The 16,767-nt window shown below is 38.6% G+C and carries 18 protein-coding genes; 5 read left to right on the forward strand and 13 right to left on the reverse strand.

The annotated features are described in order from the left end of the window. Nucleotide 1: 1 nt before the first annotated feature. On the forward strand, nucleotides 2-835 hold the full coding sequence (locus AA0017_RS03415) for a YitT family protein (RefSeq protein ID WP_413379560.1): 834 nt from the start codon (nucleotides 2-4) through the stop codon (nucleotides 833-835). An 11-nt stretch (nucleotides 836-846) separates the two neighbouring features. After that, nucleotides 847-1,383: a BsuPI-related putative proteinase inhibitor gene (locus AA0017_RS03420; RefSeq protein ID WP_413379562.1), complete on the forward strand. Its 537-nt coding sequence runs from the start codon at nucleotides 847-849 to the stop codon at nucleotides 1,381-1,383. Nucleotides 1,384-1,417: 34 nt separating this feature from the next. Here the strand turns inward: AA0017_RS03420 and AA0017_RS03425 are convergent, their stop codons facing one another. The 7 genes from AA0017_RS03425 to AA0017_RS03455 form a co-directional block, all read right to left on the reverse strand. Beyond that, nucleotides 1,418-1,744 (reverse strand): hypothetical protein, encoded by a 327-nt coding sequence (locus AA0017_RS03425; RefSeq protein ID WP_413379564.1) that lies wholly within the window; start codon nucleotides 1,742-1,744, stop codon nucleotides 1,418-1,420. 538 nt (nucleotides 1,745-2,282) lie between these two features. Then, on the reverse strand, nucleotides 2,283-2,453 hold the full coding sequence (locus AA0017_RS03430) for a hypothetical protein (RefSeq protein WP_413379566.1): 171 nt from the start codon (nucleotides 2,451-2,453) through the stop codon (nucleotides 2,283-2,285). Nucleotides 2,454-2,468: 15 nt separating this feature from the next. Then, on the reverse strand, nucleotides 2,469-5,459 hold the full coding sequence (locus AA0017_RS03435) for a DEAD/DEAH box helicase (protein ID WP_413379567.1): 2,991 nt from the start codon (nucleotides 5,457-5,459) through the stop codon (nucleotides 2,469-2,471). Next, a complete protein-coding gene (locus AA0017_RS03440; protein ID WP_413379569.1) occupies nucleotides 5,452-6,705 on the reverse strand; it encodes a hypothetical protein in 1,254 nt (417 codons plus the stop codon). The genes AA0017_RS03435 and AA0017_RS03440 overlap by 8 nt, the downstream gene beginning before the upstream one ends. 671 nt (nucleotides 6,706-7,376) lie before the next feature. After that, the gene (locus AA0017_RS03445; protein ID WP_413379571.1) at nucleotides 7,377-7,673 is read right to left on the reverse strand and encodes an AzlD domain-containing protein; all 297 of its coding nucleotides are present in this window, start codon (nucleotides 7,671-7,673) and stop codon (nucleotides 7,377-7,379) included. Continuing rightward, the gene (locus tag AA0017_RS03450; RefSeq protein ID WP_413379573.1) at nucleotides 7,670-8,377 is read right to left on the reverse strand and encodes an AzlC family ABC transporter permease; all 708 of its coding nucleotides are present in this window, start codon (nucleotides 8,375-8,377) and stop codon (nucleotides 7,670-7,672) included. The genes AA0017_RS03445 and AA0017_RS03450 overlap by 4 nt, the downstream gene beginning before the upstream one ends. A gap of 629 nt (nucleotides 8,378-9,006) precedes the next feature. After that, entirely contained in the window at nucleotides 9,007-10,137 is a 1,131-nt protein-coding gene (locus AA0017_RS03455; RefSeq protein ID WP_413374642.1) for an IS110 family transposase, read from the reverse strand. Nucleotides 10,138-10,515: 378 nt separating this feature from the next. Between AA0017_RS03455 and AA0017_RS03460 the strand changes: the two genes are divergently transcribed. Continuing rightward, entirely contained in the window at nucleotides 10,516-11,082 is a 567-nt protein-coding gene (locus tag AA0017_RS03460) for a helix-turn-helix domain-containing protein (protein WP_413379575.1), read from the forward strand. Nucleotides 11,083-11,219: 137 nt separating this feature from the next. On the opposite strand, the gene AA0017_RS03465 is transcribed toward AA0017_RS03460, so the two are convergent. The 6 genes from AA0017_RS03465 to AA0017_RS03490 all read right to left on the reverse strand — a co-directional run bounded on the left by AA0017_RS03465 (nucleotide 11,220) and on the right by AA0017_RS03490 (nucleotide 14,534). Then, entirely contained in the window at nucleotides 11,220-11,825 is a 606-nt protein-coding gene (locus AA0017_RS03465; protein ID WP_413379577.1) for a hypothetical protein, read from the reverse strand. A 315-nt stretch (nucleotides 11,826-12,140) separates the two neighbouring features. Then, entirely contained in the window at nucleotides 12,141-12,611 is a 471-nt protein-coding gene (locus AA0017_RS03470) for a GNAT family N-acetyltransferase (RefSeq protein ID WP_413379579.1), read from the reverse strand. Nucleotides 12,612-13,156: 545 nt separating this feature from the next. After that, nucleotides 13,157-13,369, reverse strand: a complete 213-nt coding sequence (locus AA0017_RS03475) for a DUF3813 family protein (RefSeq protein ID WP_413379581.1) — start codon at nucleotides 13,367-13,369, stop codon at nucleotides 13,157-13,159. Next, nucleotides 13,362-13,517, reverse strand: a complete 156-nt coding sequence (locus tag AA0017_RS03480) for a hypothetical protein (RefSeq protein WP_413379583.1) — start codon at nucleotides 13,515-13,517, stop codon at nucleotides 13,362-13,364. Before AA0017_RS03480 ends, AA0017_RS03475 begins: the two co-directional genes overlap by 8 nt. Beyond that, on the reverse strand, nucleotides 13,510-13,689 hold the full coding sequence (locus AA0017_RS03485; protein ID WP_413379585.1) for a hypothetical protein: 180 nt from the start codon (nucleotides 13,687-13,689) through the stop codon (nucleotides 13,510-13,512). Before AA0017_RS03485 ends, AA0017_RS03480 begins: the two co-directional genes overlap by 8 nt. 32 nt (nucleotides 13,690-13,721) lie before the next feature. Then, the gene (locus tag AA0017_RS03490) at nucleotides 13,722-14,534 is read right to left on the reverse strand and encodes a Cof-type HAD-IIB family hydrolase (protein WP_413379586.1); all 813 of its coding nucleotides are present in this window, start codon (nucleotides 14,532-14,534) and stop codon (nucleotides 13,722-13,724) included. 141 nt (nucleotides 14,535-14,675) lie between these two features. On the opposite strand from AA0017_RS03490, the gene ctaG reads away from it, so the two are divergent. Together ctaG and AA0017_RS03500 are read left to right on the forward strand one after the other, a co-directional pair. Next, nucleotides 14,676-15,599 carry a cytochrome c oxidase assembly factor CtaG gene (ctaG, locus tag AA0017_RS03495; RefSeq protein WP_413379588.1) on the forward strand — a complete coding sequence of 308 codons (924 nt, stop codon included), beginning with the start codon at nucleotides 14,676-14,678 and terminating at the stop codon, nucleotides 15,597-15,599. A 13-nt stretch (nucleotides 15,600-15,612) separates the two neighbouring features. After that, nucleotides 15,613-16,218: an SCO family protein gene (locus tag AA0017_RS03500; RefSeq protein ID WP_413379590.1), complete on the forward strand. Its 606-nt coding sequence runs from the start codon at nucleotides 15,613-15,615 to the stop codon at nucleotides 16,216-16,218. Nucleotides 16,219-16,767: the final 549 nt, after the last annotated feature.

Here is a 16,767-nt window from a genome sequence, read left to right on the forward strand (position 1 = left end):
TATGAAAACGTCTATTTTAAGAGAAGCTCAGAAGGTCATTGTTGTCATTTTAGGAGCCTTATTCATTGCGATTTCGCTTAATTTCTTTTTAATTCCGGCTAATGTTTTTGCGAGTGGGTTTACAGGAGTTTCCCAATTAATTGCAACGGTCGTTCCATTATCAACAGGGATTATTCTCTTTCTTTTAAATATACCTGTTGCCATTATTGGTTGGCTAAAAGTAGGGAAAAGTTTTACCGTTTATAGCTTCTTAAATGTCGTTTGTACAACATTGTTTTTAGAGATTATTCCGATCATTCAATTTTCACCTGATATTATTTTAAATGCGGTATTTGGTGGAGTTATTACGGCTGTTGGAGCTGGGATAACGTTAAAAGTAGGCGCTTCCTCAGGTGGTTTAGACATTATAGCTTTATTATTATCAAGGCATAGTGATAGACCCATTGGCATTTACTTTTTTCTATTGAATGGGATCATTGTCATCATGTCTGGTTTATTGTTTGACCCGGAAAAAGCTCTTTATACACTTGTTACCTTGTATGTTACTTCGAGGTTAATCGATGCGATCCATACTCGCCATGTAAAATTAACAGCGTTTATTGTCACTAAAAATCCAGACCTTGTTCGAAGTGAGATTCATAATCATTTTACACGTGGAATTACAAGAGTGCCTGCAAAAGGTGGTTTCACATCTGAAGATAGGGAAGTATTAATGATTGTGCTTACAAGGTATGAATTATATGACTTAAAAGAAGTGCTTAGACAGGCCGATCCAGATGCCTTTACGAATATCATCGAAACAACGGAAGTATTTGGTTTGTTTCGAAAAGATTAAAGGAGAGAGCAATGAAAAAATTAGCGTCGGTATTTATTCTGACAGTCTGTTTTTTAGCGGCTTGTGGTTTAGGGGATACTCAAACAGGAAGCAGTCCGGAAGAAGATGAAATAAATGAAGAAGAAGTTAATAATGAGGAAGAAAACAATGAAGACTTAAATGGGGAGGGTGTTTTTGACGAATTGGAATATAAAGTGGAGACAAATCAATCCGATTCAGAGTTAATCGTCGAAATGAGCTTAACGAACACGGGTACTGAGGATGCTGTTCTAAGTTTTTCATCTGGTCAAAAATATGAAATTACTTTAACAAATGTTGATGGAGAAGAAGTTTATCGTTATTCTGCAGATAAAATGTTTACGATGGCTATTATTCAAGAAGTCATTCGTGCTGGAGAAGAATTAATGTTATCGGAGACAATTGAACTGGATGAATTTGATTCGGGCGAATACGAATTAACGGCAACGATTATCGTGTATACGATTAACGACACAGAAATTACGCAAAGTCCATTTGAAGAAACAGTCACGATTCAAATTGGTTCATAAAAAAACAAGCTGTCTTAAAAGCTAATCAATCGCTTTAGGCAGCTTGTTTTTTGATTTGGGAACCGTCAGTGAAGGCCAAAGAGATGAAGGCAGAGGCCGAAATGCCATCAAAGAGCGTCAATGAAATCAAAAGCGAGCGGGGAAGGGAATCATAGGGAGTCAATGAAGCCGGAAGCGATCGGATAAAAGCCGTAAAAGGAATCATAGGATATTCAATGATTTCAAAAGCACATGAATAAAAGCCGCAAAGGGAATCAAAGAGCCCAATGAAGTCAAAAGCGATCGAATCAGAGCCGCAAAGGGAATCAAAGAGCCCCAATGAAGCCGGAAGCGCTCGAATCAGAGCCGCAAAAGGAATCAAAGAGCCCCAATGAAGCCGGAAGCGCTCGAATCAGAGCCGCAAAGGGAATCAAAGAGCCCCAATGAAGTCAAAAGTGATCGAATCAGAGCCGCAAAGGGAATCAAAGAGCCCAATGAAGTCAAAAGCGATCGAATCAGAGCCGCAAAGGGAATCAAAGAGCCCCAATGAAGCCGGAAGCGCTCGAATCAGAGCCGCAAAAGGAATCAAAGAGCCCCAATGAAGCCGGAAGCGCTCGAATCAGAGCCGCAAAGGGAATCAAAGAGCTCCAATGAAGTCAAAAGTGATCGAATCAGAGCCGCAAAAGGAATCAAAGAGCCCCAATGAAGCCAAAAGCGCTCGAATCAGAGCCGCAAAGGGAATCAAAGAGCCCCAATGAAGCCGGAAGCGCTCGAATCAGAGCCGCAAAGGGAATCAAAGAGCGTCAGATGTGCTCATAAGGCCTCAAGCATCAAAAAACACGCTCAATCATTATCACTAATAATCGAGAGCGTGCTTTTAGGAACGAAGCTATCGAGACATTTGCCAAAGTTCTATTTAATCACTCACTAAGATTCCATTTTTCTTTTGCTTTTTGCTTAATCACCTTTTGTAATTCAAGCCAAGCATCGGACTGGTTTGTTTCTTTTTCTTCGGGTAATGTGGCTGGAAGAGGTCGTTCATAATCGGTTTTCCAGTAGGTAGAAAAAGTGTGACTTAAATTTGGGTTCAACGGCTCTTCCTCCTTTTAAATGGTTGTTAATTGAATCAACTTGGTAATTTCATCATTTGTTAATTCAGTAACACGTTGCTCAGAAACGGAAAGAATTTGTTCAGCTAAACCTTGCTTTTGCATAATTAATTTATCGATTCGTTCCTCAAGAGTACCTTTTGTAATAAATTTATGCACGGTCACGTCAGATGTTTGCCCGATCCGAAAGGCCCGATCGGTTGCTTGATTTTCAACCGCTGGATTCCACCAGCGATCATAATGAATGACATGTGTCGCAGCCGTTAAGTTTAAGCCAACCCCTCCTGCTTTTAAGGAGAGAATAAAAGCGGGAACCTGATCATTTTCTTGGAAATACTTAATGGCATCCTGTCTTTTCGCTCGTGATAAACTTCCATGTAAAAAAGGGATTTCTTGATTAAAAAGCTCATTGAGAGCATCTGACATAATCATGCCCATCTCTTTATATTGAGTGAAAATTAAAACCTTTTCCTTTTTATGGGCGATTTCTTTCACTAATGATAAAAAGTGATTCCATTTCTCTGAATCATGTTCCTTATAATTTCGATCCTTTAAAAAGTGGGCAGGGTGATTACAAATTTGTTTGAGTTTCGTTAAGCTTTTTAAAATAAGAGCTCTTCTTTCAAAAGAATTGATTTCATCTAATTTTCCAATTAGCTGGTCCACAATCATTTGATATAAAATCGCCTGCTCGACAGAAAGAGGTACTTGATGAACCTTTTCTGATTTTTCCGGTAGTCCTAATTGCAAATGCTCATCTGATTTTTTCCGTCTTAAAATAAATGGAAAAATTAAATGCTGAAGCTGTTTTAACTTTTTTTCATCTCTGTTTTTTTCGATAGGTTGAATATAATTTCGTTGAAAACGTTGGTGATTTCCTAAGTAGCCTGGGATGAGAACATCCATTAATGACCAGAGCTCACGTAGTTTATTTTCAATAGGTGTTCCAGTTAAAGCAATACGGTGTTTCGCTTGAATCGATTTCATCGTTCGACGCTGTTTCGTTTCAATGTTCTTAATATGTTGGGCTTCATCAAGGATGAGACTGTTCCATTCATATTGAGAAAGCAAAACTTGATCACGTACTGCCATTTGATAAGAAGTAATGATTAAGTCATATTGATCCCAGTTCGAGGAATCATCTTCTAGTCGTGCTGAACCATGATGAGTAAAGATTTTTAAACTAGGAGCAAATGTTTCACATTCCTTGATCCAATTGTAAATTAAGGATGTTGGACAAATTAGTAAGAATGGTCGCTTTTTTTGATTGTCTTTTTCGTTTTGTTCAAGAACATACAGGAGGTAGACGATCGTTTGAATGGACTTACCTAACCCCATATCATCGGCTAAACAACCACCGAAACCAGCTCTTCGTAATTGGAACAGCCATGATGCTCCTTCAAGTTGATAGGAGCGAAGAGAGCCATGAAAAGTAGAAGGAAGCTCAATGTTCTTTGGTTTTTGTTGATAAAGTTGAACCAACGTTTCCGTCATTCTTTCGTCCCAATTCACTTCAAAATTTACATCACTTAAATCATCCGGTAAACGTTCTTTTTGCTCGCTTAATAGCCAGGTATCTAGGTAAGAGGAGTTTTTGGATACTTGGTCTAAGTAAGTTCGGAGTTTTTTAGCTAAGGAGCGGTCCCAAGCAATCCACTGTCCGTTTGCATAAATAAAAGGGTCTTCATTATGAACATATTGTTTGAATTCTTGCTCCGTTAATGTGACGTCTCCAATGGCCACTTCAAACGAAAATTGAGCCAGGCTTTGCCAATCGACAAACGGATCACTATTTGATTTTTGCCCAATTTCAGCATCAAATTGTAGCGCTACTTTTAGTGATTTCTTTTGTTGAAGTGAACTCGGTACGATTAATTGAAAACCAATATCTTCTACTTCTTGGTCGTATTCGGTGTAAAGTGCATAGGCTTGTTCTGATTCAATTAGTATACTTGGTGAGGCTAAGCTGAGCTCGGTTAATAACGGTATTTTCCTTTTTAATTCTTGTAAGTCTTGTTTTAATAAAGGAATCGGGTTACTAATCCAAGGGTGTTCGCCCAATGATAGAGCTTCCATTTCGACAATTAGATTAGACTGCTTTCGATCGACTACACACAAGTGGACTTGCCATGATGAATGTATATCAGTTGGTTCTTTTAGTATTAAACCGGATTTAAATGGAGGTCGTTCAATTGTTCCCATTTGCTCTTGTAAACTTTTTGTTGAGATAGTAGGTTCTAGCTGTTTATTTTCTATTAACGTATCAACGAGTTGATTCCATTTAGGTGAGAGTGCTTCTTTCCATGATTGGTAATAGGAGGTTACATGTTCTTCCTTCATTAAAAATCGAATGGCCGTGTCGGCAAGGTTATCGACCGCCAATTGAATTTGTTCTCGAATGGTTAACTCTTCCTGATCACGTTTCACAAAACTTGACGATGTTCGTAATTGAACACTAGAGGGAGGAACCGCTTCGACCCAGCTCTCAAATGGAAATGGTCGAAGCTGCCATTTTGCAAAAGAGGTAGGCGCAAAGTGTCCAAGGTAAATTTGTTCTCTTACTTCCTTGAATAAGTCTAACCAAAAAAGAAGGTCAGGAGCGATAAAAAGATCATTTTCTTCTTTCCATTGTTCAAACACTAGCCAATAATCAACCACTTCCTCCGTTGAAAAGCGAATACCTTGGATTGGAAATGAGTAGTTTTTCATTTGGTCTTGTGCTTGATAAATGGTCGCTTCACCTGCTAAAGATTGAAACGTTCGATTGACCAATGGAACGTCAATGACTGCTTTTTCAATTTCAATAAAAGTCCCATAAAAAGAAAGCTTGTCATGACGAAATAAGGCAAGCTTTAACTCGAATGGGTCATATAAAAATGGATACTGAAAATTGACGATTTGGTCATAACGTGATTTAGGCTTTTGTTCACCCCAAATAAAAAAATAATCACCAAACCATCCACCATGTACGATAATTGGTTCATTCAATCGTTTTCAACTCCTCAACAAAAGCACGGTACGTACGATACTTCTTTTTTAGCATTTGAATATATTTGCCAAAACGGTCTAGATCATTTGTTTTTTGATACAATTTTTTTAATTGTTTAATATACATAACGGCCTGTTCATAATGAGCTCGAGTCTTTTTCTCGACAAGCCTTACAGAAAATTGGTGATAAATCGCTTTGGCTAAATCGGGCTTTTTCTCAGATAAAATATCAAGTAATTCAAGTTTTTCTTGCTTAAGGCGAAACGGGTCTTTTTCAAAAGTTAGGAAAAAACGAGCGGCCTCTTCATATTTCTGAAAGTCTATTAACAAACGTGCATACGTAATAACTGTTTCAGGTTGATGAAGCCTTTCTCTTAGTTTTGGTAATAAATATTCAGCCACTTTTTGTTTCTTTTCTGGTTCTGTATAGGCGGTTAATGATTCAAATCGGCGATAATGAGGGGCAAGTAACCACCTATCCCATATTTCTTGTTGCTTTTTTGGATCATCATCTAGTTTCATCAGCATTTCATCATATAAGGTTTGTAAAGAACCAAAGTACATTCTTTCGTTTAGATTCATTAACGTTTGAAACCAATGGCTAAGTGTCTTCCACTCTTCACGATCCTTTAATAGTTGAAAATGAGCTGTCATTTCAATTTCTTGAAGATCATCGATTAATTCTAACAAATAAAGAGCTTGCTCATTTTCTTTTTGATCCAAATAAATATAACTTAAAATCGCTTTTGATTTGCGATCGAGTTGATGAAGGGCCAATTTTCTGATTGAAACAGCATGAAAGATAAATGAACGTTGTTCGGCTGAAGCTGCTTGATAAATATCCATTAATAGTAATGACCAAGGTTTTGATTGCTGACGGTCTTTCGTCTTAAAGTATTCAAGCGTGAGCTCAATCACTTGTTGTTGTTCTTCATTTGTTGTTTTATTAAAAAGAATGAGTAGAGTATCGATGCAAGCCCGATAAAAGTGTAGAAATCTACGCTCATGCTCGTTAAAAGTGTCCTGTGAGGTTGCAAGAAAAGCAACCTCATCTAAATAAATAAATGTCGCCGTAACGAGGTCGTTTTGAAATCGTTCCTGTAGCATTTTTAAAACGTCAGCTGTAATCCACTCAAGCTGTCCTTTTGTAAAATAGCGTGAGGCGATCAACTTTCGATACGTCGCTGTGATTTCGTTTTCTAGAATCGAATAAATGAAATCCCTTTCCGCTTTGTATGAATACATTGAATCCCCTCCATTGATTATAAAGCGAAGTCCGTTTGGTCAGAAGTGAGAAAAAATACAGGACCAGCTAAAAAGTCGCTCTTTGACTTTATAGATGGGCCGATTTTTCTCGAGGTTCTAACGGACGTAGCTAGATTGATTATAAAGCGAAGTCCGTTTGGTCAGAAAATAAAATAATCCATTCCTTTATTGTACCTTTTCTAAAGGGAGAAAGAAAGGGGAGGAGGTTAAACGTTTGGGGTTGAGGTAGTAGGACGTGAAAAGAGCCCCAATGATTGCAAAAGCACATGAATAAAAGCTGGAAAGGGAATCAAAGGGAGCCAATGATTGCAAAAGCACATGAATAAGAGCTGGAAAGGGAATCAAAGGGGGCCAATGATTGCCTTAGCGCCCAAAATGGCAGGCAAAGGGAATCAAAGGCCAGCAACGATCCCCTTAGCCTCTAAAAAGGCAGTTCAAAGGGAATCAAAGGCCAGCAGTGATTCCCTTCGCCTTTAAAATTTCAGTTCAAAAGGAATCAAAGGAAGCCAATGATTGCAAAAGCACATGAATAAAAGCCGCAAAAGGAATCAAAGAGCATCAATGAAGTCAAAAGCGAATGTAAACTTATTATCTTAAGGTACATCTTACTGATTGTCGTTTATAATAATATGTAATTAGAAATTTGACGCTTAAAAAATCGATAATAATAATAAGGTTCCGATACTCGCTAATACGACGAGTAAAAGAGAAGCTCCAAACCAAGCGACTATAATAGCAACAATTCCTCCGCTAATCGCAAACCATAGATTATCATGGGCGAGTAAAATACCCGGAAAAATGAGGGCTCCTAATGCTGCATAAGGAACATTACGTAAGATCGCTTGTAACCATTCAGGGAGCTTTTTGGCATCAATAAAAACAAGCGGAAGCATTCTTGGAATATAAGTCACAATCGCCATACCGAGAATAATTAAAAATAAACTCATGATCGAATCTCCTTCCTACTAAAAAGTACTTCAATTCCGACAGAAGCTAGAAGTGTTGCACAGACAATAGCCCAGCCATCGGCCATGATTTGGCTGAACAAACCATTTAATAAAGCTGCTGTTAAAGCCAGGGTGATAATTTTTATGTTTTTTTTCATGGCCGGAACGAGCAAGGCAATAAAGAGGGCATATAAAGCAATTCCCATACTCTCTTGTAAAATCGTTGGTAGGGCTGCACCGATAACATACCCAACGACGGACATACTAACCCAACTCGTATAACCGCTCAATCCAACGCCTAAAATAAACTTTGATGTTGGAGTTCCTTCTTTGGTCGCAATGACCGCAAAGGCTTCATCTGTAATAAAAAAGGCATAAAATGCTTTAATAAAAGGTCGATCTTCTTCCGCTTTTTCGCTTAAAGAAGCGGTTAATAATAAGTGTCTAATGTTGACAATAAAGGTTGTGAAAATAATTTCAAAGGCACCTGTGCCAAGGGCGATCAAATTTAAGGACATGTATTGAGCTGCTCCAGCAAATACGAACATACTCATCGAGAGAGTCTCTAAAAGCGAAAGTCCAGTCCCCTTTGCTAATAAACCAAACGCAAGAGCGGCAGGTATATAACCGAGGGCGATTGTCATTCCGTATGTAATACCTTTTGAAAATTGAGAATTTTTAAGCGGTTCACTAATCGTAATCATGTTTACACTCCTTATTTAAAAAGCGGAGCCTGTTTGCTCAGAAGCAAGAAAAGAGCAGTTGGCATACTCCGCCAGCTGCATGCCCTACGCGTTCCGCGGGTGAGTTGGGAGCCTCCTGATATGAACGAAACTGTCAAGGGCCCTCCTCATAACCAAGGTTTTATCCGTTTTTGGCCAATCTTAACTAGAGAAGCGGTATTTGCTTCTTAAAAATGGATGGCTTGGAGCCTTTTAGGCTTTCAATGTCCTTTCTTTAGCCTAACTACTCCACTTCAACTCTTAGGAGGTCTGTCAAGCGGGTTCCTTGACTGGCCTTCTAAGTAGTTGAGACACTTAAGGTTAGCTAAAGATAATCGTCTTTTATTCCCTCCTAAAAGTCGGATCTTTGTGAAGAAAAGGACACGGCACGAAGGCAAAAACGTTAACGACGATTTTCATCCTGATATCCGTGGGTTTTCACATAGTATCTTTCCGTATAAAGGCCATTCCACTAACTCGCGGCGTGCGTTCTCCCTAAAACGGGATAGCACAGAGGAGGCACGTGGATTTTCCTTCCCGGTGTTACTCTTTGCCTTCGAGCCCTATCCTTCTTATCTAGTTGATATTGATTTCTCTATTTTGTTGATTTCTTATACTTTGTTTAGTTGGCTTTGAGCGGCGGTGCTAGGCACATGTCGGCTAACAGCCCAAATAAATCCTGCTAACTCTCTTGCCACCGCTGTTATGACTTTCCCACTTTCTTTTCCACGCGATAATAAACGATAGTAGCGCTGGTTCAGTCGATTCTGTGCTTTCCACGATAGAGCTTGTATGGACGGATCAAGCTTCTCCAACCTCTTTTTCAAACGACCTTTTACCGCTGGTTGGTAACGATAACTCCAGGCCGATTCTACTAATAAGCGACGGACATGACGATTTCCCGTTTTGGTAATCTTCCCTTGGTACCTTCTATCTCCGCTTGAAGATTCACTCGGTACTAAACCGACATAGGACATGAATTGCCTTGGGGTGGCAAAGCGTTCAAAAGATCCTATTTCTGCCACGAGACTCGCAGCCGTGATTAAAGCAACCCCTCTGAGAGATTGTAACGTTTGAATAGCTGATGCATGAACGCCTTCTTCTGCTTCTTGTTCGATTCCTTCCTCATATCGTTTCAATCTTTGTTCCAACTCTTTTAACTGATGGTAATACTCTTGAAAAACGAGATTTAAGTTTGGGTGCTCAAATGTCAAAGCATCTAACCAAGCGTAATACTTCTTCGTCCACTTTTTCACCCCTTCAGGTGGACGCTTTTCATTACGCAAGAGAAACTTTGTTAAGCGATGTTTGGAACGTAATTCATCTTCTTTGGCATCTTCACGTGCTCGAACTAAATCACGTAACGCTTCATCTTCAGGCGTCGGAATGTAGATGTTCGTTAGTTCTCCCGCACGATAAAGTTGGGCGAGCCTTAAAGAATCCCTTTTGTCCGTTTTGACTCGGTCTCCTGCTTTTTGGGGGATCAAGGAGGGAGCGATCACCTCACAATAGACCCCTAAAGATACACATAAGCGATACAGCCCATATCCAGTCGGTCCCGCTTCGTAACAAAAACGGAGCGTGTCGACCTCTCCTAATTTTTTGATAAGCTTTTTAATCGCCTCTGGTGTATGCGGAATCATCCCCATATAACGAGGGGCATCCCGACCTTCTTCCGCCACCGCTACCGCAATTTTTTCTTTTGATACGTCTAAACCAACGTATTTTATGGTATCCTTCATAATAACTAGCTCCTTTCGTAATGTAGCTCTGATTTGGTTTGGTTAATTCTTCTGTTAATCATTCTAACCAAATTAACCTACGCTGTTACGAGTAAGGGGCTAGTTTCGTTCATGATAACTCGCTAAGCTGTGGGGTCTCCCGTCCCTCACTAATTCCGCAGGAGTCTCCAGGCATTCCGCAGTCTCCGTTTTGAGTAACTAAAAACAATCCGTTTCAACTTAGTAGAAAACATTTTGATGGGATTTTCTCGAGCTTCTAACGGACGTAGCTAGATTCAGATCCATTAAGGTAAAATAAAGAAAAGTACGGTTGTTTTGTATCATATATGATATTATTATATAATATAGTATACTTATTAGGTTGACAAGGAGATTCGTATGGAAAATGGACAAATGTCTCAAATGATTGGAAGTCGCTTAAGGAAAATAAGGCATTTAAAGGAGTTATCATTGGAGGAGCTTGCAGATTTAACCGGGGTCAGCAAACCAATGCTCGGAAAAATTGAACGGGGAGAATCGAACCCAACCGTAACGACGTTGTGGAAGATAGCAAAAGGTATTAACATTCCATTTAGTTTTTTTATAGAAGAAGAGCAGGAGGATGTGACGATCGTACGACGAGAATCAGTCAAATCGTTATCGGATCAAAGTGGTGGTTATGATGTCTACCCACTTTTTCCGAAGCAGTCTTTTAAACCATTTGAAATCTATTCTGTTCTAATTAAAAGTGGCTGTGTTCATGTGGCAGAAGGACATACTAAAGGAGTCGAGGAATATATCGTTGTGGAAAAAGGAGAAGTAAAGGTTACCGTTTTCGAAAATGAATATGTTTTAAAAGCAGGAGATGCCCTACATTTTAAAGCAGAAACGGATCATATTTATGAAAACATTAGTGGTGTGGAAGATTGTCAGATGACGATGATTATTTATTATCCAGCCGTTTAATTATTAGGTTTATAGGGATGTATGGAAAATGAGCGAGGGTAAATTTAAAGGGTTAAATGTTCCCGAAAAAATGCAAGCACGATTGGTCGGTGCTTGCTTTTTTCGCTTTAATAGCGAAGGATTTATTGGTGAAGTGTTTATTTTGCCAATAAATGTTGTACTTGCTCTCTACGTGAAAGTAATTTTTTTAATTTTTTCTTATGATTATTAATAGAAGATTGATCCGAATCTAATATAGCTTCATGTAATTCCATCAAAACATAATCAATTTCTAAATTCATCATGTTATATAAGGTTTGTGGTTCAAGCGACTTTCCATCATCACGATATTGGATCATTGACCCATTTCGATTCATCATTACTTTTTCACTCCCATCGATTTCAATCATTGATTCAATGTCACCGGCCCGATACGAAGTAATATAGTGGGGTCCTTCCGTCACCCGTTTCACAATTCCATTTCCTTTTTCTGCTTGAAGTAACTTCTCGATCGCTTCTGCAAGGACTTCATCATAAATATGGAGACTTGTGACTGATAAGGTAAGAAATTCAGGATTTCGAACGAAAGGTAATTCATGGACAGACTCTTCTAATTCGATCATTAAATAAATCGTTTTCGCATCATAACGCCAATAAAGAGAATAGTGTTTGCTCATCATTCTTTTGATGAATTGATGGAGTGCCGTCTTGGTTAATTCTATATAGAGTTCAGAAAATTCAACTTCTATATATGCATCATTCATTTTTAAGCACACCCCTTTATTCGTTTGCCTCACCTACAATAAGAGAATCTCAACCTAAAACGTTCCCGCGAAAATATCGTGAAGTTTAATGAGTTTGCTACATCATATGTTGAAAATTCAGAAAAAAGAAGCAAAAAGCCCAGAACACTAAAGAAATGGGCGAGAAATTTTAACTATATAAAGGTGCGATGGTGAACTACGGGTGAGGGATGACAATCAGGGGGACATTGTGTCTTTCCAAAAAAAAACCTTAAAGGCCAGCAATGCTCCTGTAAGGTAACTTTTTATAAAATACTTATTTAGATTAGGCAAATGTTAAAAACGAAAACCGTAGCGCTTTGAAACAATATCGTGAAAGCCTAGGGAATTATAAAGAGCTTTTGTTGCTTCATTATTAATTCCCGTTTCTAATTCAATTCCTTTAATTTTCTTCTGTTCTGCCCAATAAATAACTTTTAAAAGAATTTTCTTGGCTATTCCTTGATTCCGGTGCTCTTTATGAACAAACAAATCATTTAACCAAATATAATGTCCACCTTTATCAATACTAATTGCCACGTTTAAAAAAGCTGCTCCTACAAAAGTTTCATTCTTCTCTGCCACAAAAATAAAAGCATGAGAACTATCCTCTTGAGTCAGCTTTATCGTGTTAAGTATTTGAGAGTGCATATCGGTTGCATATGGTTCACTACTGGCTAATGGACCCTGTTGTTCCAATAGCAAATCAGCAAGTTTAATCAGTGTTTGTTCATCGGCATCCTTTCTAATTTGATACACATTTACCATCCGCTAAATCCCCCTAAACTACGATTCTAATTAATTAATGATAGCTTAACATAAAAGAGATAAAGAGAGTAGTCTAGGAATGATTCGATTAAAAAGGAATAAGTAATGAAAAAGTGAATAAGCGAAATTAGTGTATGGATAAGGCGGAATAGGTAATGGAAAAATAGAAAAGGCGATATCAGGGTGAGAATAAAGTAGAATTGGTAATAAAAAAGCGAATTGCAACAATTACGCTACAAAAATATAGCTGCTTTAATTGCGATAGCATATGGTAATAGTTACATCTTAACAAAGAGGTTGGGCGAACATTGAGTGATGTTCACCGCTCCCGAAAATCATGATCCGCGTCAATAGCCAGCGCCGAATTAACCGGCTAGGCCAGTGGATTTAGCCCACGAGGGTCTTCGCATGACTTGCTCGCTGGGATACAGGGGTCAAGTCATGATTGACATTCATAAATTTTAAAGTCTCTTTTGTAGCTATCTCGGGAGCGGTGTCTGATCTCTCACTCTACTTATATACAAAAACGAGCTCAGCTATGTCGCTCAATTTTCCATTATTGTGCTTATGTGGCTTTTCATGAGTGTGAGTTGTTTTTGTTCTTGTTCAGTTGCGTATAATGCTGCTTTTTGTAAAGCGGATTTTGCTTTTTCTAAATGATTGTTCGCTGCTTCTCTTTGAATATCGGTTTCAGCAGCAATTGTTAATAATTCAGCACGAGCGACAGCCTCTCTTGCTTGTTGATAGGAATTAACCATGGTCTGGTCGCTCCGAGCCTGAATGTTTTTTCTCTCTTTTTTCAGCTGTATAAAGAGTTTCTTCTTTTAAACCCTCTGTTTCATTTGCCGGTTGAACGGCATCTTTTCCTTCTTGAATGGCACGTTTAGAACGAGATTTTTTACTCAATATGTTCACCTTCTTTTTCTTTTATATTGGCTATCTTAAGAGGTGTTGACTTTTTGTGATTTCCCCCTAATAACGCGAGTTCCGTTAGCACTGTACGGTACATCAATAGCCTTTTATTTTCATAAAAAAATGCAGCTACGCCCATTAGCATAACCGCAATTTTTTTATTCATACATAAGGAATTTCTATCATTGCTACTTTAAATTATTTGAGGTTTAATGCTTCTTCCAAATAAACCGCAATGCCGTCTTCTTCATTAGTAAGAGTAATTTCGTTAGCGAGTGACTTGAGCTCTGGGATCGCATTTTTCATAGCAACACCTTGTCCGGCATATTCGATCATTTCAAAGTCATTATCTTCATCTCCGAATGCAATGATACGTTCTTGTGGGATTTGGTAAAAATCAGCGACTTTTTTTAGTCCGACGGCTTTATTAATGCCCGTTTTAACGAGCTCTAGTACATTCCAAGGAGCCCCCCATGAACGCTGATCAATCACTTCGGCATGTGTATCTTTTAACAATCCTTTTAACTCAGTTATATGATGTTCATGAGGGTGAATCAAAATACAAGTTGGATCATCACTTAAGATTTTTAGAAGATCACCATATTCGACCGGACTTTCACCAGCTACAAATGTGTCAACTAATAATTGATCAAAATGTCGTAAATAAAAATCATCAATTACTTCAACCATAATATTGCTGACTTTAAAGGCTTCACATGTTTCGATCACTGTTTGAGCTGTTTTTAAATCAAGGGGGGAATGAGAAGTTTGAAAGCTTCTATCAAAAGGATGATGAACAAAGGCACCATTAAAATTGACGATTGCTGTATTAAGTTTCATTTGTTGATAATACTGAAGACTAGCACGATATGGTCTTCCCGTTGAAATAACCACTTTATGACCGGCGGCTTTCGCTTTTTCGATCGTTGCTAATGTGTTTTCAGAAATCGTTTTATCGTCCTTAAGTAAAGTTCCATCGAGATCGAGCGCAATTAAATGTTGGTTTGACATAGTCTATTCCTTTCAAGTTTCATAAATAGGTAACAAATTCTCCTTTTTTCGCTTTAAAAAATCACAATTGATTATGTTATAGTTATGATTGGAGAAATTGCTTTCGATGAATTTATTCTCCCATTTTAGGAGGTTCAAAAGATGCAGTCATTATTTTCTACCTTTACATGGCGAGCTCTCTGGACACCAGAGCTTATTATCGGGTTACTCATATTAGGTTTTCTCTATTGGATGCTTGTAACAAAATGGAGCAAACGTTTCAGTCATTCAGAGCCCGTACCTTTAAGGAAAAAAGTTTATTTTGTTTTATTTTTGGTCGCCCTTTATTTAGGTTGGGGGAGCCCATTATATATTGCTGGACATTTGATGCTCTCTTTACATATGACACAAATGGTACTAGCTTATATTGTTGCCGTCCCATTCCTAATTTTATCGATTCCAACATGGGTTTATGAAGCGATTATTCTTAAAATCACAAAATATCGTATTTCTAAACCGTTGTATTTTATTTGGAATCCGATTATGGCTTTATTTTTATTTAATGGGTTGTTTTCATTTTATCATGTCCCGTTTATGTTTGATACTCTTATGCAAAATCCGACTTTGCATAGTTTGTATCAATATGGATTATTTTTTGCGGCCTTTTTAATGTGGTGGTTTATGATTCAACCTGTTCCAAGTCATGCTTATTTGTCTGATTTGAAACGAATCTTGTATATCTTTTTGAATGGACTATTAATTACACCAGCCTGTGCCTTAATTATATTTGCACCAGAAGCAATGTATGAAATGTATACAAATCCAGCGATATGGGCCAATGCGATGGCTTATTGTTTACCGACAGGTGCGTCGATTCCATATGATATGTTTGCTGGTCCACAGTCGTTTTCCCTTTTGGAAACGAGAATGGATCAACAGCTGGCTGGCGTGCAAATGAAAATTATGCAAGAGATCATTTACGGCATCACGATTGCTTATGTATTTAAGCAATGGTTAAAGAAAGAAAAGCAACATGATGGAGAGTTATCGATTAGTGATATTCCATCACAAATAAGAACGGAATAAAGGGGAATTTAAGATGATGAAACAGGTAATTAGTGGTTTTATCCTCCTGTTTGTGCTTTCGGGATGTGGTTGGTTGTATGAATTAGGTGGCTCGAATATGGACGAGCAATATGATTATGTTCGATATGATGCTCATGTACCTAGCTTTTCATTTGTAAATCAAAATGAAGAATCATTTGGCACGAATGAATTAGAAGGTCATTATTATTTAGCGAATATGATTTTTACGTACTGTACGACGGTTTGTCCAACGATGACACCGAATATGCAAAACTTGCAAGCGGAGTTAGAAGGTGATGGCATTGATATTCAGTTTGTCACTTTTACGGTTGATCCAGAACGAGATACCCCCGAGCATTTAAAAGGGTATGGCACAAATGTTGGGGCTAACTTAGAGACGTGGCATTTCCTTTCAGGTTATGAACAAGATGAGATTGCTGATTTTTCTAGAGAAGCGTTTAAAGCAGCTGTTCAGCCGCTGGATGATGATATTGCCCATAGCACAGCTTTTTATCTAGTGAATAAGGAAGGTCAAGTAATTCGTAGCTATAATGGAATGCAGCCACAACAGGAGCCGATTATAGAAGATATTAAAGCGGCAATTGAACAAGAAATGTGAGTGTATATATAAATAAGTAAGTAGAGACCCAAAGGCTAGTTTAGGAGCTTTTGGGTCTTTTTTTATCTAAAAGTAAGATGCGGCTGAGGTATAAAATAGGGAGCTTCGGCTGCTGCTGCAGAAATGTCGCTCCGCGTCCTGCGGGGAGCGCTGAGCCTCCACGGCCTGACCTGTGGGTCTCAGCCCAGCTCCTAAATCCCGCGGGAGTCTCCGCGACATTTCTTTCGCTGGAAAATAGCTGTAACTTCTCAAGCTATTATTGTAGTTGGTGTCGGATCATATTTTTGCTTTACCATGTTGGTTATGTAGAGATGACTAAAAAAGTCTTAACAACACCATTATTTCAGAAAAATTTTAAGATAATTTGGTTTCCAAGTAGATGGTCGCACTTTGGTTCAAACTGTTTTTTCATGCCCCAAAACGGAGCGAGCGGAATGCCCGGAGACTCCTACGGGAATAGTGAAGGACGGGAGACCCCGCAGCGAAGAGAGGAGGCTCCCGACTCACCCGCGGAACGCGTAGGGCATGCAGCGAACGGAGTATACTAAT

Origin of the sequence: Alkalihalobacillus phoenicis, from assembly GCF_047302405.1 — a bacterium.
Lineage (GTDB): Bacteria > Bacillota > Bacilli > Bacillales > Bacillaceae_D > Alkalihalobacillus.